Annotated in this window: 17 protein-coding genes; 10 read left to right on the forward strand and 7 right to left on the reverse strand. The window is 73.1% G+C overall.

The window, feature by feature from the left end; all coding sequences use genetic code 11:
* The first annotated feature begins 64 nt into the window (after window positions 1–64).
* Both ACWGR4_RS42170 and pdxA read left to right on the forward strand, forming a co-directional pair.
* The gene (locus tag ACWGR4_RS42170; RefSeq protein WP_452131845.1) at window positions 65–1,366 is read left to right on the forward strand and encodes a four-carbon acid sugar kinase family protein; all 1,302 of its coding nucleotides are present in this window, start codon (window positions 65–67) and stop codon (window positions 1,364–1,366) included.
* Window positions 1,350–2,441: a 4-hydroxythreonine-4-phosphate dehydrogenase PdxA gene (gene pdxA, locus ACWGR4_RS42175; RefSeq protein ID WP_379996062.1), complete on the forward strand. Its 1,092-nt coding sequence runs from the start codon at window positions 1,350–1,352 to the stop codon at window positions 2,439–2,441. The genes ACWGR4_RS42170 and pdxA overlap by 17 nt, the downstream gene beginning before the upstream one ends.
* A 47-nt stretch (window positions 2,442–2,488) precedes the next feature.
* Here the strand turns inward: pdxA and ACWGR4_RS42180 are convergent, their stop codons facing one another.
* Both ACWGR4_RS42180 and ACWGR4_RS42185 read right to left on the reverse strand, forming a co-directional pair.
* Window positions 2,489–3,499, reverse strand: coding sequence for a pseudouridine-5'-phosphate glycosidase (locus ACWGR4_RS42180; RefSeq protein WP_452131844.1), 1,011 nt, complete (start codon window positions 3,497–3,499; stop codon window positions 2,489–2,491).
* 30 nt (window positions 3,500–3,529) lie between these two features.
* Window positions 3,530–3,868, reverse strand: a complete 339-nt coding sequence (locus tag ACWGR4_RS42185) for a VOC family protein (protein WP_379996066.1) — start codon at window positions 3,866–3,868, stop codon at window positions 3,530–3,532.
* A gap of 123 nt (window positions 3,869–3,991) precedes the next feature.
* On the opposite strand from ACWGR4_RS42185, the gene ACWGR4_RS42190 reads away from it, so the two are divergent.
* From ACWGR4_RS42190 to ACWGR4_RS42200, 3 genes are all read left to right on the forward strand, one after another.
* Complete coding sequence (locus ACWGR4_RS42190) at window positions 3,992–6,724, forward strand: bifunctional acetate--CoA ligase family protein/GNAT family N-acetyltransferase (protein WP_452131843.1); 2,733 nt, start codon at window positions 3,992–3,994, stop codon at window positions 6,722–6,724.
* A gap of 559 nt (window positions 6,725–7,283) precedes the next feature.
* Window positions 7,284–7,871: a DUF5998 family protein gene (locus tag ACWGR4_RS42195; RefSeq protein ID WP_161365428.1), complete on the forward strand. Its 588-nt coding sequence runs from the start codon at window positions 7,284–7,286 to the stop codon at window positions 7,869–7,871.
* Window positions 7,868–9,034, forward strand: coding sequence for an alkaline phosphatase family protein (locus ACWGR4_RS42200; protein ID WP_452131842.1), 1,167 nt, complete (start codon window positions 7,868–7,870; stop codon window positions 9,032–9,034). Before ACWGR4_RS42195 ends, ACWGR4_RS42200 begins: the two co-directional genes overlap by 4 nt.
* Window positions 9,035–9,470: 436 nt before the next feature.
* On the opposite strand, the gene ACWGR4_RS42205 is transcribed toward ACWGR4_RS42200, so the two are convergent.
* Window positions 9,471–10,250: a VOC family protein gene (locus ACWGR4_RS42205; protein WP_379996072.1), complete on the reverse strand. Its 780-nt coding sequence runs from the start codon at window positions 10,248–10,250 to the stop codon at window positions 9,471–9,473.
* 110 nt (window positions 10,251–10,360) lie between these two features.
* Here ACWGR4_RS42205 and ACWGR4_RS42210 point away from each other — a divergent pair, with 110 nt between their 5' ends.
* Entirely contained in the window at window positions 10,361–11,203 is an 843-nt protein-coding gene (locus ACWGR4_RS42210; RefSeq protein WP_452131841.1) for a sulfurtransferase, read from the forward strand.
* 95 nt (window positions 11,204–11,298) lie between these two features.
* On the opposite strand, the gene sepH is transcribed toward ACWGR4_RS42210, so the two are convergent.
* Window positions 11,299–12,429 (reverse strand): septation protein SepH, encoded by a 1,131-nt coding sequence (sepH, locus tag ACWGR4_RS42215; RefSeq protein ID WP_379996076.1) that lies wholly within the window; start codon window positions 12,427–12,429, stop codon window positions 11,299–11,301.
* 421 nt (window positions 12,430–12,850) lie between these two features.
* Here sepH and ACWGR4_RS42220 point away from each other — a divergent pair, with 421 nt between their 5' ends.
* Entirely contained in the window at window positions 12,851–13,783 is a 933-nt protein-coding gene (locus ACWGR4_RS42220) for a hypothetical protein (RefSeq protein WP_452131840.1), read from the forward strand.
* Window positions 13,784–13,804: 21 nt separating this feature from the next.
* On the opposite strand, the gene ACWGR4_RS42225 is transcribed toward ACWGR4_RS42220, so the two are convergent.
* Complete coding sequence (locus ACWGR4_RS42225; protein ID WP_452131850.1) at window positions 13,805–15,139, reverse strand: D-arabinono-1,4-lactone oxidase; 1,335 nt, start codon at window positions 15,137–15,139, stop codon at window positions 13,805–13,807.
* Between the two features lie 159 nt (window positions 15,140–15,298).
* Here ACWGR4_RS42225 and ACWGR4_RS42230 point away from each other — a divergent pair, with 159 nt between their 5' ends.
* Together ACWGR4_RS42230 and ACWGR4_RS42235 are read left to right on the forward strand one after the other, a co-directional pair.
* Entirely contained in the window at window positions 15,299–16,474 is a 1,176-nt protein-coding gene (locus tag ACWGR4_RS42230; protein ID WP_452131839.1) for a ferrochelatase, read from the forward strand.
* Entirely contained in the window at window positions 16,471–17,262 is a 792-nt protein-coding gene (locus ACWGR4_RS42235; protein WP_452131838.1) for an inositol monophosphatase family protein, read from the forward strand. Before ACWGR4_RS42230 ends, ACWGR4_RS42235 begins: the two co-directional genes overlap by 4 nt.
* Before the next feature lie 154 nt (window positions 17,263–17,416).
* Here the strand turns inward: ACWGR4_RS42235 and ACWGR4_RS42240 are convergent, their stop codons facing one another.
* Window positions 17,417–17,590: a hypothetical protein gene (locus tag ACWGR4_RS42240; protein ID WP_020555845.1), complete on the reverse strand. Its 174-nt coding sequence runs from the start codon at window positions 17,588–17,590 to the stop codon at window positions 17,417–17,419.
* A 397-nt stretch (window positions 17,591–17,987) separates the two neighbouring features.
* Here ACWGR4_RS42240 and ACWGR4_RS42245 point away from each other — a divergent pair, with 397 nt between their 5' ends.
* Window positions 17,988–18,641, forward strand: a complete 654-nt coding sequence (locus ACWGR4_RS42245; RefSeq protein WP_078974953.1) for a response regulator transcription factor — start codon at window positions 17,988–17,990, stop codon at window positions 18,639–18,641.
* On the opposite strand, the gene ACWGR4_RS42250 is transcribed toward ACWGR4_RS42245, so the two are convergent.
* Window positions 18,604–18,818: hypothetical protein (locus ACWGR4_RS42250; RefSeq protein WP_452134319.1), on the reverse strand; the 215-nt coding region annotated here is incomplete at its 5' end. The two genes, ACWGR4_RS42245 and ACWGR4_RS42250, sit on opposite strands and share 38 nt — an antisense overlap.

An 18,818-nucleotide genomic window follows, 5' to 3' on the forward strand; every position in this document is an offset into this window, starting at 1 on the left:
GACTCCCCGGGGACACGGAACGAAGCGCACAAAGATGATCTTGATCTGACATTCGGGACCGTAATTGACAGACAGTACGGCGCGATCCGGCCCACGCGTGCTCGTCCTGGCCGACGACCTCACCGGCGCCAACGCCACCGCGGTGCGCTTCGCCCGGCGCGGGATGCGCACGCTCGTCACCGGCGGGCCGCCGCGCACGTGTGTCAGCGCCCCCGACGTGCTCGTGCTCGACCTGGCCACCCGGCACCTGCCCGGTGTCCAGGCCGCGCGCCGGGTCGTCGCGGGCGCCTCGGTGTTCCCGGACACCCCACTGGTGGCCAAGCGGGTGGACAGCACGCTGCGCGGCAACCCGGGCGCGGAGACCGCCGCTTTGCTGCACGTGCTGGACGCCCGCCCGGGGCCGCCGGTGCGGGCGCTGGTGGTGCCGGCCCATCCCGAGGCCGGTCGGACCACCGAGGGCGGCGTGCACCGCGTACACGGCGTGCCGATCGCGGACAGCGAGGCGGCCCGCGACCCGTTCCACCCGGTCAGGTCCTCCTGCGTGCTCGGTACGTTCGCCACGAGCGGGCACACCGTCGCGCACATCCCGCTCGACGTGGTGCGCGGCGATCGGCCGGCGCTGGCCCGTGCCCTGGGCGATCCGGGCACGCGGATGCTGGTCTGCGACGCGATCACCGACGCCGACGTGGAGACCCTCGCGCTGGCCGCCGCGGCCCTCGCCCTGGAGGGGGATCTGCGCTGGTTGCCGGTCGACCCCGGACCGTTCGGCGCGGCCCTGGCCGGCGCGCTGGGCACGGTGCCCACCGGCCGCCCGGTGCTCGGCGTGGCCGGCAGCCTGAGCCGGCTCAGCCGGGAGCAGATCGCGCAGACCCAGCGCTGCCTGGACGCGCGCTGGCTGGACGTGGGCGACGCGCCGGACCCGATCCGGCTCGCCGCCGACCTGGCCGCGCTGGCCCGCACCGGCGCCGCGCTGGCCGGGATCCGCACCCGCATACCCGATCGGGTCGACCCGGTGATCGCCGCCCGCCTGCCGGTGCTGCTCGGCGAGGCGGTCAAACGCGCGCTGGCCGCCGCGCCGTTCGCGGGCGTGTACGCCACCGGCGGGGACATCGCGGGGGCGGTGTGCACGGCGCTCGGCGCCGACGGGCTGGCGGTGGAGACCGAGGTCCAGCCCCTGGTGGTGGCCGGCCGCCTGGTCGGCGGAGCGCACGACGGGTTGCCGTTCGCGGCCAAGGGCGGTCTGGTCGGCGACGCGGACGCGGCGGTGGCGTGCGCGCTGCACCTGCGGATGAGTTCCACCGTCACGGCGACGACCTCGCCGATGCCGATCACGACCGGGGAGAGAGACGATGGATCACGCCGGTAACCCGATGGACCACGCCGGCGACCCGCCGCCCGTGGTGGCGCTCACCCTCGGCGATCCGGCCGGGATCGGCCCGGAGATCGTCGCCCGCACCCTGGCCGACTCGGGGCTGCCGCGCATCGCCCGGTGTGTCGCGGTCGGCGACGCGGCGGCGCTGCGGCGCGGTGCCCGGGCCTGCGGCCTGGAGATGAAGGTGCGCTCGATCGACACGGCCGGGATCGGGACGCGGCCGGAGTCCGGGGTGGTCGACATCCTGGACACCGCCACCGTGACCGACGCGGAGATCGCCGACACGATGCCGTGGGGCCGGGTCGGCGCACCCGCCGGCGCCGCCGCGCTCGCCGCGATCCGGCTCGCGGTCCGGGCCGCCGAGACCGGCGCGGTCGACGCGATCGCGACCGCCCCGATCAACAAGGAGTCGATCTGGGCGGCGGGCGCCGGGCAGTTGGGCCACACCGAACTGCTCGGCGAACTCACCGGCGCCGCCCACTCCGACACGATGTTCGTGGTCGGCGGCCTGAAGATCTTCTTCACCACCCGGCACGCCTCGCTGCGCACCGCACTCGACCTGCTCACCCCCGAGCGGGTGGACGCGGCGATCACGGCCGCGCACCAGGCACTGCGGGTGTTCGGCGACGAGCCGGACCCCGTGCTCGCGGTGGCGGCGGTCAATCCGCACGGCGGCGAGGGCGGCGCGTTCGGCGACGAGGAGATCGAGGTACTGGCGCCCGCCGTGGCCCGGGCCCGGGACCGCGGCCTGGCCGTGGTCGGCCCCATCCCCGCCGATTCGGTCTTCCACCAGGGCCTGCGCGGGCGCTGGGCGGGGGTGTTGTCGCACTTCCACGACCAGGGCCACATCGCGGCCAAGACCTTCGACTTCGACGGCACCGTCTCGGTCACCGTCGGGCTGCCGATCCTGCGCACCTCGGTGGACCACGGCACCGCGTTCGACATCGCGGGCACCGGCGTCGCCGAATACGCGTCGATGCGCGAGGCGGTGCGCACGGCCGCGCGGTTCGCGCCCGCGGTGCCGCGCCTGCGGGCGACCTGGCCCCGGGTGGTCGACCCGGCCGGGTGACGAACGTACCCGGCACGCCGTCCGGTGACGATCGACCCCGGGCGCGGTCAGGTGATGGTCAACGCCCTCGCGATCCGCGCGGCCAGGTCGGCGTTGCCCAGGATCAGCGCGATGTTCGCGGCCAGGCTCGCCCCGCGGGTCTCCCGATGGAAGAACTCCAGCAGGAACGGGGTGACTGCCTTGCCGCGCACCCCGCTGTCCGCCAGCGCGGCCAGCGCCCGCTCCAGCACCCGATCGTGCAGGTCCGGATCCATCTGATCGCCCCGGGGCACCGGATTGGCCACCACCACGCCGGTACGACCCAACCCCAGCGCCTCGTGCGCGCGCACCACGTCCGCCACCTCGTCGGCGGTGTCCACCCGCCACTCCAGGCGATGGCCGGAATCGGCCAGATAGAACCCGGGGAAGGCGTGCGTACCGAAGCCGAGGACCGTGACGTTGAGCGATTCCAACCGCTCCAGCGTCGCGCCCACGTCCAGGATCGACTTGACCCCCGAACACACCACGGTCAGCCCGCACCCGGTCAGCGCGATCAGGTCGGCCGACTCGTCCCAACTGTCCCGGGCCTGGCGATGCACCCCGCCCAGGCCGCCGGTGGCGAAGACCCGGATCCCGGCCTGATGTGCCAGATGCGCGGTCGCCCCCACGGTGGTCGCGGCGTGCCCGCCCCGCGCGGTGACCGGCGCCAGGTCCCGGATCCCGGCCTTGAGCACCTCCCGGGAGCCGGCCACGAATTCGAGCGTCTCGGCGTCCAGGCCGATCGACGGGCGCCCGTGCACGATCGCGATCGTCGCCGGCACCGCGCCCGCGGCCCGGACCCGCCCCTCGATCTCCCGCGCGATCCGCAGATTCTCCGGCCGCGGCAGCCCGTGCGCGATGATCGTGCTCTCCAGCGCGACCACCGGCCGGCCCGCGGCCAGCGCGTCGGCGACCTCCGGCAGAATCCGCAAGCCGTTCACCGGAAGGACGCTACCGGGCGCGAGCGGCAGCGGGGTGGCATACGCGCCGGGACGTGCCGGTTCGGCCTCGCCCCGACGCTCCGATACTCCGATGATCATGGCAATTCACCGTTCCACCCCGACGCGGGGTCAGCGCCGGGGCTGGTACAGCACGGCCGCCCAGCCATCCGGGCCGCTCACCCGGACCCGCACCTCGTGCGGCCCCTCGACCGGCTCGCCCACCGTGAACCCGCCCTCGCGCAGCGGCGCGAGCGCCGCCTCCAGGTCGGCGACCTTGACCATCACCGAGGCCGCGTCGCCCTCGCGGTCGGTACCCGCCAGCGCCAGCCGGCCGCCGGCCACGTCGAACTGCGCCCAGCGCTCCCCGTCGACGAAGGTCGGTTCGGCCCCGAGCACGGCGGTCATGAACCGCACCGCTGCGGCCATGTCGGCGACGGGGAAAGCGGCGGACAGGCCCTTGGCGGACATGGGTTGCCTCCTGGAGTGAGACCGGGAACGGTATCTGATGGTCTATCAGGCGTGCCGGACACCAACCGAGTCGGGGCGCCTCGAATCCGCCGGTGGCACGACACAGGGGTTAGCCTCGCAAACGTGGAGCCCACCGACACCGCAGGTCCGCCGCCGAAGCCCCCCGAGCACTGGGAGGCCGACGTCGTGCTGCGCGACGGCGCGACCGCCCACGTGCGCCCCGTCGGCCCGGACGACGCCGGCCGCCTCGTCGACTTCTACGCGCGCGTGTCCGCCGAGTCGAAATACCTGCGCTTCTTCACCCCCTACCCCCGCCTGTCCGACCGCGACGTGCGGCGCTTCACCACGCACGACTGGGTCGACCGGGTGGGCCTGGGGCTGTTCGTCGGCGACGAGATGGTGGCGATCGTGCGCTACGACCGGATCGGCCCCGACGGCCGCTCGGTGCGCACCGGTCCGCAGGGCCGCTCGTCCACCGCCGAGGTCGCCTTCCTGGTCCAGGACGACCAGCAGGGCCGCGGCGTCGGATCGGTCCTGCTCGAACACATCGCCGCGGTCGCCCGCGAACGCGGCATCCGACGCTTCGTGGCCGACGTATTGCCCTCGAATCGGCGCATGGTCACCGTGTTCACCGAAGCCGGCTACACCCAGCAGTCCGCGTTCGAGGACGGCGTGGTTCGACTCAACCTCGAACTAGCCCCCACCGAGACCTCGCTCGGCGTGATGCTCGGGCGCGAACACCGGGCCGAGGCACGCTCGATCGCCCGCCTGCTCACCCCCCGATCGGTCGCCGTGATCGGCGCCGGCCGGCGCGAGGGCACGGTCGGCCACACGCTGTTGACCAACCTGCGCGCGGGCGAGTTCACCGGCGAGATCTACGCGGTCAACCCGAAGGCGGGCGGCGAGCCGATCGACGGCGTGCCGACCTACGCGTCGGTGTCCGACATCCCCGGCGACGTGGACCTCGCGCTGGTTGCCGTCCCGGCCGACGCGGTACGCCGGGTGGTCGACGAATGCGGCCGCAAGGGCGTGCACGGCCTGGTCGTGGTGTCCTCCGGCTTCGCCGAGACCGGACCCGAGGGACGCGAGCGCCAGCGCCGCCTGGTCCGCGCCGCCCGCCGGCGCGGCATGCGGGTGATCGGCCCCAACTGCCTCGGTGTGCTGAACACCGACCCCGATCTGCGGGTCAACGCGAGCCTGTCGCCGCGGATGCCGCGCCGCGGCCGGGTGGGCATGTTCGCCCAGTCCGGCGCACTCGGGATCGCGATCCTCGAATCCACCGTCGGTCGCGGGATCGGCCTTTCCACCTTCGTGTCCGCCGGCAACCGCGCCGACGTCTCCGGCAACGACCTGCTCCAGTACTGGGAGGACGACCCGGCCACCGACGTGGTGCTGCTGCACCTCGAATCGATCGGCAACCCGCGCAAGTTCACCCGCCTCGCCCGCCGGATCTCGCGCACCAAACCCGTGGTCGCGGTCAAGTCCGGACGGCACAGCCAGGGCATCCCGCTCGGCCACGTCACCCGCGCGCTGACCCTGCCCGACGCGGCCGTCGACGCGCTCTTTCGCCAAGCCGGCGTGATCCGCGTGCCCACCGTCGCCGAACTGTTCGACGTCGGCCAACTGCTCGCCTACCAACCCCTGCCCGCCGGCGACCGGATCGCGATCATCGGCAACTCCGACTCGCTCGGCCTGCTCACCCAGGACGCCTGCGCGAGCGCGGGCCTGCGCCCGCTGCGCCCGGTCGACCTGACCACCGGCGCCACCGCCGACGACTTCCGCGCGGCGCTCGCCGACGCGCTGGCCGACGCCGAGACCGACGCGGTGATCACCGTGTTCATCCCGCCGCTGACCACCTCCGGCGACGAGGTCGCGAGCGCCATCGCGGAGATGGCCGGGCAGGCGGCGGAGATCGGCAAACCGCTGCTGACCACCTACCTCGCACACGAGGGGCTGCCCACACAGCTGCGCCGGCTGGACGCCGACGGCGTGCCCGCGTTCGGCTCGGTGCCCTCCTACCCGGCCCCGGAGAACGCGGTGCGCGCGCTGGCCGAGGTGGTGCGCTACGCCGCGTGGCGCCGGCGGCCCACGGGCCGGGTGCCCGAACACGCCGAGGTACGCACCGACCAGGCCCGCGCGCTGGTCCGGGCCCGGCTCGGCGGCGCGGACGCGGTCGGCTTGTCGCCGGCCGACGCCGCCGAACTCCTGGACTGCTACGGCATTCGGCTGCGCCCGGCGGTGCGGGTGGACAGCGAGGACGCGGCGGTGCGCGCGGCGGCCGAACTGGGCTATCCGGTCGCGCTCAAGACCATCGCCGAACACCTGCGCCACCGGGTCGACGTGGACGGCGTGCGCCTGGACATCGGCGCCGAGGCCGGACTGCGTCGGGTGTTCCGCGAGTTGACCACCCGCCTCGGCGGCCCGGACCAGGCCCGGCTCGTGGTGCAGTCGATGGCGCCGCACGGGATCGCGACGGTGCTCGGGCTCACCTACGACGAGTCGTTCGGCGCGGTGTTGTCCTTCGGCCTGGCCGGACCGGCGAGCGAGCTTTTGGGCGACGTGGCCCACCGCCTGGTGCCGGCCACCGACCAGGACGTGGCGGATCTGGTCCGCGAGGTACGGGCGGCGCCGATGTTGTTCGGGTATCGCGGCGCCCGACCGGTGGACGTACCCGCGCTGGAGGACGTGCTCCTGCGCCTGTCCCGGCTCGCCGACGACCTGCCGCAGGTGACGTCCGTCGAGCTGAACCCGGTGGTGGTGGCGCCCGAGGGCGCACACGTGCTGGGTGCGCGAATCCGGCTGTCCCGCCCACCGGCGCGCACCGACCTGGGCCCGAGGGCATTGTCGCGGCCGTAGCGCCCGAGGTCGCCCGGACGTCCCGTGGTTGCCCGGAAATGTGGAACCGCCGCCGTACTCACATGCCACCCCGAGCTGTGGCACCTACGTACGGCGGCGGCTCCGGGCCGGATCCGCTCCGCGGCATGCCCCTCCGCGCCTACCCTCCACATGGCTGCGCATTTCATGCCGTTCACGCTGTCCGGACCGAGCCGCCCCGCGCCGGTCGTTTCCCCGAGTGTCCCCGGCGATGAGGCGGTGTCACTCGTCCCCCCGCCCGGGGGCACGAGTGTCGCGAGAGATCCGCCGGTGCCACCGTCTGCACGGCGCGTCCCTGTTGCCCCGGCCGGGTCTCTCGAGAGATCAGTCAACCCCGCCGAACCGTCGAACGGGAGGGCGCACGAAAGGCGCACGGTGGCGATCCGTAGAGGGCGCCCCAACGGTGCGCATCCACCTCACCCGTTCGGTCCTGTCATTACGTCGACAAACCGTCACCATTCGGCAACGGCCGGTATCCGACCCGATCTTCGGACGAGGTGGATGGCGCACGGGTGCCCTCGGAGGTGCCAGGATGGGGGGTATGGCTAAGACCACCACCTCGACCCAGGGGCTGCGCACGGCCATCGAGCGCAGCGGTTACTACCCGAGCCTCGTTGCCGACGCGGTCGAGTCCACGATCGGCACCGAGCCGGTCGACGCTTTCCTGGTGCACCAGGAGACCACGTTCGATTCCAATGAGGTCCGCCGCCACATCACCGTTCTGGTGCTCACGCCAGGCCGATTCCTGGTCAGCCACACCGACGAACACGCACCCGACGACACGTCGCCCACGCCCTACGCGACCACCTCCACCGAGACCGTGCGGATCGACCGACTCGAGTCGGTCGTGGTCAGTCGGGTCGTGGGCAACCCCGCCGAATATGTTCCGGGGGCCCCGCCGCGCGAAGCCGTGCTCACCATCGGCTGGGGCGCGGTCGGCCGCATCGACCTCGAACCGGCCGGGTGCGCCGACCCGAACTGTGAGGTCGACCACGGCTACACCGGCTCGTTGACCGCCGACGACCTGTCGCTGCGGGTGAGCGAGGCCGCCGACGGCCCCGAGGCGGTGGAGCGTACGCTCACCTTTGCCCGCGCGCTGTCCGAGGCCGTGGCCGGCATCAACCAGTGAGCACCTCCGTCTGGCTCGACGAGCAACCCCCGGTCCCGTTGCCCCGCTACGGGGCCGGGGCGCTGTGCGACCTGCTGCCCTCCATAGCCGCCTCCCTCGGCATGCCGGGGGAGCGGAACATCCTCGGCCTCGCGCCCGCGCGCGCCGCGTGCGTGTTCCTGATCGACGGCCTGGGGTGGGAGTTGTTGCGGGCGCATCCCGTCGAGGCGCCGTATCTGCACTCGCTCCTGGCCGGCTCGTTCGCCGGCAGCGGCACACCGCTCACCGCGGGCTTCCCGGCGACCACCGCGACCAGCCTCGCGTCGTTCGGCACCGGGCTCACCCCCGGTGTGCACGGCCTGGTCGGCTACGCGGTGGCGGTGCCCGGGGAGAACCGGCTGATGAACCAGCTGCGCTGGGTCGGCGACATCGAACCCCGGGCGTGGCAGCCGTATCCGAGCGTCCTCGAACGCGCCGCGGCGGCCGGGATCACCGTCGCGCAGGTCAACGACACCATGTTCGAGCACACGCCGCTGACCAGGGCGGCGCTCGCCGGCGGGCGCTACTTCGGCGCCGAGTTCGGTGCCCCCAGGATCGAGGCGGTACACCGGCAGTTGGCGCAGCCGGGCCCGGTGCTGATCTACACGTACGCGAGTGAGCTGGACCGCGTCGGGCACGGCATGGGCGTCGACTCGCCCGAGTGGCGCGCGGAGTTGCGTCGGATCGACGGGGTGGTGCGGGCGATGGCCGAGGGGATGCCCGCCGACTCGGTGTTGTACGTCACGGCCGACCACGGCATGGTCGACGTCGCCCCCGAGCAGCGGGTCGACGTGGACGCCGACCCCGGCCTGTCCGCCGGAGTGGCCCTGCTCGGCGGCGAGGCGCGCGCCCGGCACGTCTACACCCGACCCGGCGCGACCCGGGACGTGTACGCGATCTGGGACGACATGCTGGGCGACCGGATGTGGGTGGTCACCCGCGACGAGGCGATCGAGTCGGGCTGGTTCGGGCCCAAGGTCGAGGACCGGGTCCGCGAGCGCATCGGCGACATCGTCGCGGCGGCCTTCGGCGACGTCGCGGTGGTCGCCTCCCGGCGCGAGCCCGGCGAGTCCCGACTCACCGGCGTGCACGGCTCGATGACCGCGGCCGAACAACTGATCCCGCTGCTCGAAGTACGGAGTTAACGCCCGCGCGCCGGATTCGGCGGGCGCGGCTCGTCGGCGAGCGCGGCTTTTCCATGGGCAAAAGGGGCGGCCCCCGGTGGGGGTCGCCCCTTTGTGCCGAATCGCCGTCGGTTCAGGCCTGGTTGCGCTTCTTCTGCACAACGAGCGCGACACCCGCGGCGGCGGCGAGCAGCAGGACGATCTTGAACAGCTTGCCCATGGAAATGGACCCCCTCGATGGTCGAAACGATGGTGCGTCTCCCGGTCGGGGAAGGTCGCGGGCGACGCGGCCCGTGTGTACGTAGGCGCACGGGTCCCGCCGATCCCGGACCCCGCTCCGGTCGGAAGCCCGTCAAGCTCGACTCTACGTCACCCGTTTGGTTCAAGGGGGGAGCGGTTTCCGGTCGGAGTGGCGGCCCGGTTCGGCCCGACCGGGCGGCGGATCGGGAGCAGTCGACTATTCCGGACCATTCGGATTCGAGGCCACCGCGATCACGTTGAACAGCGCGCCCTGCGGATCCCGTATGGCGGCCACCCGGCCGTACGGGGACTCCTCCGGCCCGCGCAGCACGGTGCCGCCCAGGTCGTCGACCCGTGCGACGCTCTCGTCCGCGTCGCGCACCGCGAAGTAGACGGCCCAGTGCGGCGGCGGCCCGTTGCGCACCCCCGCGAGCCCGCCGCGCGGCACACCGTCGACGTGGAAGGTGGCGTAGTCGAAGTCGGCGTCGGACATGTCCTGGAAGGTGACGCCGAACACGTCCGCGTAGAACCGCTTCGCCCGGTCGCTGTCCGGTGTGTACAACTCGTTCCACACCACCGCGCCGGGCTCGTCCACCACCCCCGCGCCGATGTGTTCGCGCGCCTGCCAGACGGCGAACACCCCGCCCGTCGGGTCGGCGGCCACCGCCGTGCGGCCGAGCGTGCGCACGTCCGTCGGCGGCACCGTCACCTCGCCGCCGGCGGCGAGGATCGCGCGGGCCACCGCGTCGATGTCGTCCGCCGCGAGGTGGGTGGTCCAGGCGATCGGCCCCGGCTGCCCGGGCGGTCGGTCGAGCAGGCCGGCGACGGGCCGCCCGCCGAGGGTGCAGGTCGTGTAACTGCCCGGCGGGGCCGGCTCGATCTCGTCGTCCCAGCCGAACAGTCCGCGATAGAACGCCAGTCCGGCCGCGACATCGGGCACGGCCAGGTCCACCCAACACGGCACGCCGGTGGGATATCGCGAGGTCCACACACTCATCGCTGCCTCCTCGGCAGAAGGTGACAATCGGGGACGATACGACATCGATGCTGCCGGCCGCGTGCCGCAAGTGCTCGTCGCCGAGCCGTCACACGAGGCAGGATGCCGTCATGAGTTCCCTGATCAGCGCGGCCGACCTGGCCGCCGCCCTGGACGGTTCGTCGCCCCCGATCGTGCTCGACGTCTCCTGGCAACTGGGTGGCCCGCCCGGCATCGACGCCTATCGGGTCGCACACGTGCCCGGCGCGCACTTCGTCGACCTCGCGAAGGAGTTGTCGGGACCGCACACCCCGACCGGCGCCGGCGGCCGGCATCCGGTGCCCGAACCGGCCGCGTTCGGCGCGGCCATGCGGCGGTACGGGATCGGCCCGGAGACCGACGTGGTCGTCTACGACGCGGGGCAGAGCGTCGCCGCGGCACGCGCGTGGTGGTTGTTGCGCCACTTCGGTCACGACCGGGTGCGCGTGCTCGACGGCGGCCTCGGCGCCTGGACGGCGGCGAACCTGCCGGTCACCGACGTGGTGCCGGCACCCGCCGAGCCGGGCACCTTCGTACCGCGCCCCGGCGGTACGACCCGGCTCGACGCGGACCAGACCGCGGCGTTCGTGGCGGGTGGCGGCGTGCTGCTCGACGCGCGCGCCGGGGAACGTTTCCGCGGCGAGACCGAGCCGATCGACGCCAAGGCCGGCCACATCCCCGGCGCGGTCAGCGCGCCCGCGACCGACTACACCCAAGCCGACGGCCGGTTCCGCGAACCCGCCGCGCTGGCGGAATACTTCGCGAGCAAGGGCGTGGTTCCCGGCGCGCGGGTGGCCGCCTACTGCGGCTCCGGCGCGACCGCCGCGCACGAGGTGCTGGCGCTGCACCTGATCGGCGTACCCGCCGCGCTGTACGCCGGTTCGTGGAGCGACTGGATCTCCGACCCGGAACGCCCGGTGGCCACGGGCGAGTAGCCGCGAGCGGTCGGCGCCGCCGGGGTCGGGACACGGAAAAGGAGCCGAGGAAGACCTCGGCTCCTTTTCCCGTCGTCTTTTCCCGTCGTTCGTGGTTATTCGCGCCGTTTGCGCCTGCTGCCGAAGACGATCTCGTCCCAACTGGGCACGGTCGCCCGGCGGCCGGGGCGCACCCCGTCGGCCTCGGCCTGCCGGTCGGTGCTGCCGACCAGCCGCTCGCGGTGCGGGCCGACCACACCGCGCGGCACCAGCACGTTCTCGTAGGCGCTGCCCGCGCCCGCCGCCGCGGCGGGGGCCTGGGTCTCCTCTTCCTCGATCGGCTCGGCGCGCTCGGGGCGTTCCGCCCGCTCCGCGCGTTCGATCCGCTCGGGCCGCTCGACACGTTCGATCCGCTCCGGGCGCTCGGGCCGCTCCGTACGCTCGATGCTGCCCACGCGCGGGCGCTCGGCCAGCGCGGTGACGTCGATCCGCATCGGTCCGGGGGAGGCCTGCCGCTCCTGTGCGGCCGGCTCGCCGCGCAGTCCGGGTACGGCGTCGAGCAGGCTGGTGATCGCGTCGTCGTCGCTCTCGCGCGGGATGGTGGCCAGGCGCGGGCGAAACGGGAACGGGGTCTCGGACGCCGCCGGGTGCTCGCCGATCAGCGAACGCGCCTCGTCGTCGTTGGTGGTGACCAGGCGGCGGGGCGGGTCGAAGCTCCAACTCGCCGAGCGCATCTCGCCGTCGGCGCGGTACAGCAGCAGGATCTCCCAGCTGCCGTCGTCGCGGCGCCACGAATCCCACTGCACCGACTCGGAGTCGGCGCCGCGCAGGTGCAGTCGCTCGGTGACGATCTCGCCGAGCAGCGGACCGGTGGTCTCGCCCTGCCGGCGGATCGGGGTCTTGCGGGCACGCTCGGCCATGAAGGCACGCTCGGCGAGCACCGGACCCTCGAACCGCCGTACGCGGTCCACGGGGATGCCGGCGAGCTGTGCGACCTCCTCCGCGGTGGCACCGGCCCTTATCCGGGCCTGGATGTCACGCGGACGCAGCTGGCTCTCGACCTCGATCTCGATCTGACCGAGTCTGGCGCGGTCGCCCCGGACGGCGGCGCGGAGCCGCTCGTCGATGGGCAACATGTACTCAGTGCCGTCGGCAGCCTTCAGCACCAACCGTGTGCCGTCGTTGCTGACGGCCACGACACGCAGTTCGGGCATGGGGACCTCCCGGGTGGTGCCTGCCGACGTCACCTGCGTCGTTGCTCCCGCTACGAGTGTGACCTGCCCAGCCTCGGCATGACCACAACCTGACCGAGTTGTCCGGCGTGTCGGATTTATTACCTGACTGGCCGAATTGCCTTGGTTACACCATTTCGGGTAGATACCGGGGCGGTGCCCCACCCTGACCCCTGCGGTCGGTCGCCTCCCCCTTCGCGCACAGGCCTTTCCGGAACCTGGCGTGAACAGTACTCCATTCGGGGGCTCTACCGGGACACACCGCGCCGCATCGGCGCGTCCCGTTCGGACGAGTCGTTTTCGGCCGTCCGGGGTGATGTCGATCACAAGATTGGGCCGATTGGAACGATGTCGCTGGGCCGTTCAGTCGTAACCAGGGTGAAGTCGTGTTTTTCATGATTAGCCGCCGGTTGTGAACGAACGTGCAAGGAAAGTGATGCCGGAAAGGACCGAGCGTGAACGTCGCCGGATCGATGTCAATGGGGTACAGGTCGTGGGCAGTGCCCTGGCGGCCATCTCCTCGGCGTTCCTGCTCTCCACCCTCGGCGTCGCCGGGACGGTGATCGGCGCGGCGCTCGCGAGCGTGGTCGCCACCGTCGGAAGCGCGGTCTACGTCCACCTGTTCCGGCGCACCGGCGAACAACTGCGCGACGTGCGCGCGACGCTGACCCCGCCGCCCGAGAGCGGGCCGGCCACCGAGCCGACCGCGATCCCCGACCGGCCGACGGGCGTGGCCGATCCGGGGCGGGCGACCGACGAGACGATGGTGCTGCCGGTCGGCGAGTACACCCGGACCCCGGGCGAGGCCGGGACCACCCCCGGGGCGGAGCCCGCCCCGACCGGCGAGCGGCGGGTCTGGCTGGCGCGTTCGCTGGTCGGCGCGGTGGTGGTGTTCGTGGTGGCGATGGGCGTGGTCACCCTCGCCGAGACCGCGATCGGTCGTTCCTTCGCGAGCCTGTTCGGGCACGGCGACGACGGCTCGACCATCTCGCGCATCGTCGACGACAAGCGCACCCGAAACGACACCCCGAAGTCGCCCGGCGGGGCCACCCCCGGCCCGACCGGATCGACCGGATCGACGTCGAGCCACGCCCCGGACACCGGCGACAAGGCCACGTCGACCCCGAACGGCGGCGGGGGCGCGACCTCGATCCCCTCGACCACCCCGACCACCCGACCCAGCGGCAGCGCCTCGTCGAACCCGACCGGCTCCACGCCGCCGACCACGCCCGCGTCCCCGACCACACCCCCGGCGGGCGGCTCGGCCGGCGGCGACACGGACGCCGGCGGCGGCGCGGCGGCCGGAAACGAGGCGGGTGGCCGGGGCGGCACGAACGCGAACGCGGGGTCGGGCGCGGGCACCCGCTGACTGACCGGCGCCCCCGGTGTCTCAGTCGCCCAGCACCCGACGCAGATAGTCGTTGCCGAAGCGGCGCTCCGGGTCCACCCGGTTCCGCAGCGCCGTGAAGTCGGCGAACCTCGGATAGAGGTCGGCCAGGTAATTCGCGTCGCGGGTGTGCATCTTGCCCCAGTGCGGGCGCCCGCCATGGGCCACCATGATCTTCTCCACCTCGGTGAAGTACCGCTCGTGCGGCGTCCCCTTGTACAGGTGCACCGCGATGTAGGCGGTCTCGCGCCCGTACGCGGTGGACATCCACAGATCGTCCGCCGGGGCCACGCGCACCTCGACCGGGAAGCCGATCGGCAGACCGGCGGCGTCCACGAACGCGCGCACCTCGGTCAGCGCCTCGGTCGCCGCCGCGCGCGGCAGCGCGTACTCCATCTCGATGAAGCGCACCCGGCGCGGACTGGTGAACACCTTGTGCGAGGTGTCCGAGTAGGTGCGCGCCGACAACGCGCGGCTGGAGAGCCGGGCGATGGTGGGCACCGTGCGCGGCGCGGCGCGGCCGACCCGACACGCGAGTGAGAACACCCCGTTGGACAACAACTCGTCGTCGAGCAGGAAACGCGCCTTCGACAGCGGCTTCGCCGGCCCCTCGATCCGGTTGTTGCGCTTCACGTTGCAGTTGTCGGTGTGCGGGAACCAGTAGAACTCGAAGTGCTCGTTGTCCGCGCACAGCTCGTCGAAGTCGGCGAGCACCGCGTCGAACCGCATCGGCTCCTCGCGCGCCTCCAACAGGAAGCTCGGCTCGACGTCGAAGGTCAGCGCGGTCACGATGCCCAGCGCACCCAGACCGACCCGGGCACCCGCGAACAACTCGGCGTTCTCGGTCGGCGAGCACGTGGTGATCTCGCCGTCGGCCAGCACGATCTCCATGCCGCGGATCTGCGCCGCCAGCGAGCCGGACGCCCGACCCGTGCCGTGGGTGCCGGTGGAGGTGGCGCCGGCCAGGCTCTGCACCGCGATGTCGCCCATGTTGGTCAGCGCGAGGCCGTACCCGGTGAGCAGCGTGTTGAAGTCGCTCAGCCGCATCCCGGAGCCGACCGTGATGGTGCCGGCCGCGCGGTCGAGCGCGTGCACCTCGGTCAGCCCCTCCGGGCGGATCTGCACGCCGTCGGTCACCGCGATCGAGGTGAACGAGTGACCGGCGCCGACGGCCTTGACCGAGAGCCCCTGCGCGGCGGCGCGGCGGACCGCGGCCGAGATCTCCTCCGCCGATCCCGGGGTGAGTACCGAGTGCGGTCGCGCGGACTGGTTCCCGGTCCAGTTCCGCCAGGCGGGGGGCGTCTTGGAGACGGCGGGGCCGGCGCTGCTCAACGGGATTCCTCCTGGGGTCGGACGCGGGATCTGCCGGACATTACCCGCCGGTCAACGGACCGGGAAGGGGTCGCCGGAGGATGGGCGGCAACTCACCCGCGCCACACCCCCGCAGCCCGGGGTGTGATGTGGGCGGGGGCGGCGCACGATGCGAGGATCACAGGCATGTACGCGACACAGGCCCCCGACCCCGAGCCGTTCGACGCGCTCCTGGTGCTCTCCTTCGGCGGCCCGGACGCCCCCGACGAGGTACTGCCGTTCCTGGAGAACGTGACCGCGGGACGCGGAGTCCCCCGCGAACGCCTCGAGGAGGCGGCCGGCCACTACGCGCACTTCGGCGGCGCCAGTCCGATCAACGCGCAGAACCGGGCGCTGATCGCGGCGGTGGAGGCCGACCTCGCCGCCCACGGGGTGCGGCTGCCCGTCTACTGGGGCAACCGCAACTGGCGCCCCTACCTGGCGGACACCGTGCGCCGGATGGCCGACGACGGGATCGAACGCGCCGCGGTCCTGGTGACCAGCGCCTACGGCTCCTACTCGGGCTGCGCGCAGTACCACGAGAACCTGCTCGCGGCCCGCGCCGAAGTCGGCGAGCGGGCCCCGGTGTTCGACAAGCTGCGGCACTTCTTCAACCACCCGGGCTTCGTCGAGCCGCTGGTGGACCACACGGCGGAGGCGTTGGCGCGGCTGCCCGAGCAGGTCCGGGCCGGCGCCCGTCTGGTGATGGTCACCCACTCGATCCCCACGGCCACCGCACGCACCGCGGGCCCGGCCGGCAACGCCTACGTCACCCAGCACCGGGAGACCGCGCGCCTGGTCGCCGACGGCGTCGCGCGCGCGGTCGGCCGCGAACACGACTGGGACCTGGTGTACTCCAGCCGCAGCGGCCCCCCGCAGGTCCCTTGGCTGGAGCCGGATGTCAACGACCATCTCGTCGAACTGGGCGCGGCCGGGGTGCCCGCCGTCGTGCTGGTGCCGATCGGATTCCTGTCCGACCACATGGAGGTGGTCTACGACCTCGACGTCGAGGCCGCCGCCACGGCCGCCCGGATCGGCCTGCCGCTGGCCCGGGCCGCGACCACCGGCGCCGACCCCAGGTTCGCCGCCGCGGTGCGCGAACTTGTGCTCGAGCGGGCCGCGACGGTGCGCGGCGAGGCGCCCGCGCGGTGCGCGCTGGGCGTGCTGGGCGCCGCGCACGACGTGTGCCCCGTCGGCTGCTGTCCCGACCCCCGGACCCTGCGTCCGCGCCCCGGGGCGTCGGCCGCCGACCCGCAGGCGCCCGGGCGGGCGCCGCGCGGGGCGGCGCTCCTGGGCGAGCGCTCCGGCAGGATGGACCCATGACGATCGACACCGCGGAACTCCTGGCCATCGCCCGCGACGCGGCGCGCCACACCGGAGGCTTCCTGCTGCACGAGCGCCCCGCCGACCTCGGCGTCGCGGCGACCAAGAGCAGCCCCACCGACGTGGTCACCGAGATGGACACGGCCGCGGAGAAGCTGATCATCGAACGCATCCGGGCGCATCGACCGCACGACGGCTTCCTCGGCGAGGAGGGCGACGCGAGCGAGGGCAGCAGCGGGGTGCGGTGGGTGATCGACCCGATCGACGGCACCGTCAACTACCTGTACGACCTACCCGGCTGGTGCGTGTCGATCGCCGCCGAGACCGCCGAGGGCACGCTCCTGGGCGTGGTCGAGGTCCCGGTGGTCGGCGAGACCTTCCACGCCGTGCGCGACGGCGGCGCCTTCCGCAACGGCAAGCCGATCCACTGCCGGCCCGCGGTCCCGGCGGCCCGGGCGCTGGTGGCGACCGGATTCGGCTACACCGTCGAGCGGCGCACCCGACAGGCCGCGGCGATCGCCGCGCTGCTCCCGCGGGTGCGCGACCTGCGCCGGGCGGGCTCGGCCGCGATCGACCTGTGCTCGGTGGCGGCGGGCCGGGTCGACGCCTACTACGAACGCGGCCTGAACCCGTGGGACGTCGCGGCCGGCGCGCTGATCGCCCGCGAGGCCGGCGCCGAGGTGTTTGTCGACCTGTGGCCCGAGGCGGACGGCTCGACGATGTGCCTGGCCGCCCCCGCCGGACTGCGCGCGGAGCTACAGGACGCCCTGGCCGCTCTGCACGCGTAGATCCGCTCATGCGTGAGGCCCGGATCGAGGTGATCCGGGCCTCACGGGTCTCGGCCGGACAGCCGAACCCCCGGCGTCCGCTGGGGACCTCGCCGGGGGAAACAAGAACGGGTGTGTCTGCTGCTGTACCGCGGTGATGTGTGGCCGGTGTGGCTCAGGCGCTCTCGGGCAGCACCCGCACGCCGTGCTCCGACGCCATCCGCAGAAGATCGTCCAACTCGGACTGCTCGACCTCGACGAGGAAATCGTCACCGGTGTCGCATGCCTGCTTCAACGCCTGTTCGGTCTCACGTATGCGCCGCAGTACGCCGGCCGTGAATTCGTCCATAAGGCCGCCCCAATGTCACTCGTCGTCGCCGGTTTCGGTTGTCCTACCCCCCGTGCAACGCCGGGGAAACCACCGAGGCGGGGCCTTTGCGGCCCCTCGATCCAGGGGTCTGACCAGGGGACTTGTGCGAGCCAACGATCCGGTGTCGGACTTTCCGGGGCGTACCGGAATCCTTCCCTCCTTCGGGGGGTCCCGTAACGTCGGCAACCGGACATGTACGCCGGGGCCGGCCGCGCCCGCCCCGGGCCGGATCGGGTCCGGCGCCGGCTTACCGGGGCTTTACCGGGCCGCGAGGGAAGATGGACAACGGATCCACCTCATCTCCATCCCCGTCTTCATCCTCGATTCCTTCGCGTCCCGTGAAGCTTTCGAGTCTTTCGAGCAGGAGGCACAGCCGGTGCGGGTTCTCGTAGTCGAGGACGAGCAGCTTCTGGCGGACGCGGTCGCTACCGGGTTGCGCCGAGAGGCCATGGCCGTCGATGTCGTATACGACGGGGAGGCCGCCCTGGAGCGGATCGCCGTCAACGACTACGACGTGGTGGTGCTCGACCGGGACCTGCCGATCGTGCACGGCGACGACGTGTGCCGGGCGGTCGTGGACACCGGCATCCCGATGCGGGTGCTGATGCTGACCGCCGCCGGCGACGTCAGCGACCGGGTCGAGGGTCTGGAATTGGGCGCCGACGACTACCTGCCCAAGCCGTTCGCGTTCAGCGAGCTGATCGCCCGGGTGCGCGCGCTCGGCCGGCGGGCCGTCTCCCCGCTGCCGCCGGTCCTGGAGCGGGCCGGCATCCGGCTCGACCCGAACCGGCGCGAGGTGTTGCGCGAGGGGGTGCCGGTGCACCTGTCGCCCAAGGAGTTCGCCGTCCTCGACGTGCTGATGCGCGCCGACGGCGCGGTGGTCTCGGCCGAGCAACTGCTCGAGAAGGCCTGGGACGAGAACACCGACCCCTTCACCAACGTCGTCCGCGTCACGGTGATGACACTGCGCCGCAAGCTCGGCGAGCCGCCCGTCATCCTGACGGTGCCCGGCGCCGGATACCGCATTTGAGGACCGCCATGAACGACAGCTCTCGGGCCGTCCCGGCGGAAGCCGGCCCCGCCGCGACCCCGGCCGCGGCGACACCCCCCGCCCCGACGTCGGGGTCGACCGCGGCACCGGCCCCGGGCGCCTCGACCGCGCCCGCCTCGGCGGGGTCCGCCGCCTCGCCGCGCTCCGGACCGCCGC

The organism is Embleya sp. NPDC055664 (assembly GCF_053618075.1).

Excerpts from the sequence above, each read along its gene's own strand:
- pdxA (WP_379996062.1), top strand. The coding sequence starts at position 1,350 with ATGGATCACGCCGGTAACCCGATGGACCACGCCGGCGACCCGCCGCCC.
- ACWGR4_RS42180 (WP_452131844.1), bottom strand. The coding sequence starts at position 3,499 with ATGATCATCGGAGTATCGGAGCGTCGGGGCGAGGCCGAACCGGCACGT.
- ACWGR4_RS42185 (WP_379996066.1), bottom strand. The coding sequence starts at position 3,868 with ATGTCCGCCAAGGGCCTGTCCGCCGCTTTCCCCGTCGCCGACATGGCC.
- ACWGR4_RS42195 (WP_161365428.1), top strand. The coding sequence starts at position 7,284 with ATGGCTAAGACCACCACCTCGACCCAGGGGCTGCGCACGGCCATCGAG.
- ACWGR4_RS42205 (WP_379996072.1), bottom strand. The coding sequence starts at position 10,250 with ATGAGTGTGTGGACCTCGCGATATCCCACCGGCGTGCCGTGTTGGGTG.
- ACWGR4_RS42210 (WP_452131841.1), top strand. The coding sequence starts at position 10,361 with ATGAGTTCCCTGATCAGCGCGGCCGACCTGGCCGCCGCCCTGGACGGT.
- ACWGR4_RS42220 (WP_452131840.1), top strand. The coding sequence starts at position 12,851 with ATGCCGGAAAGGACCGAGCGTGAACGTCGCCGGATCGATGTCAATGGG.
- ACWGR4_RS42230 (WP_452131839.1), top strand. The coding sequence starts at position 15,299 with ATGTACGCGACACAGGCCCCCGACCCCGAGCCGTTCGACGCGCTCCTG.
- ACWGR4_RS42235 (WP_452131838.1), top strand. The coding sequence starts at position 16,471 with ATGACGATCGACACCGCGGAACTCCTGGCCATCGCCCGCGACGCGGCG.
- ACWGR4_RS42240 (WP_020555845.1), bottom strand. The coding sequence starts at position 17,590 with ATGGACGAATTCACGGCCGGCGTACTGCGGCGCATACGTGAGACCGAA.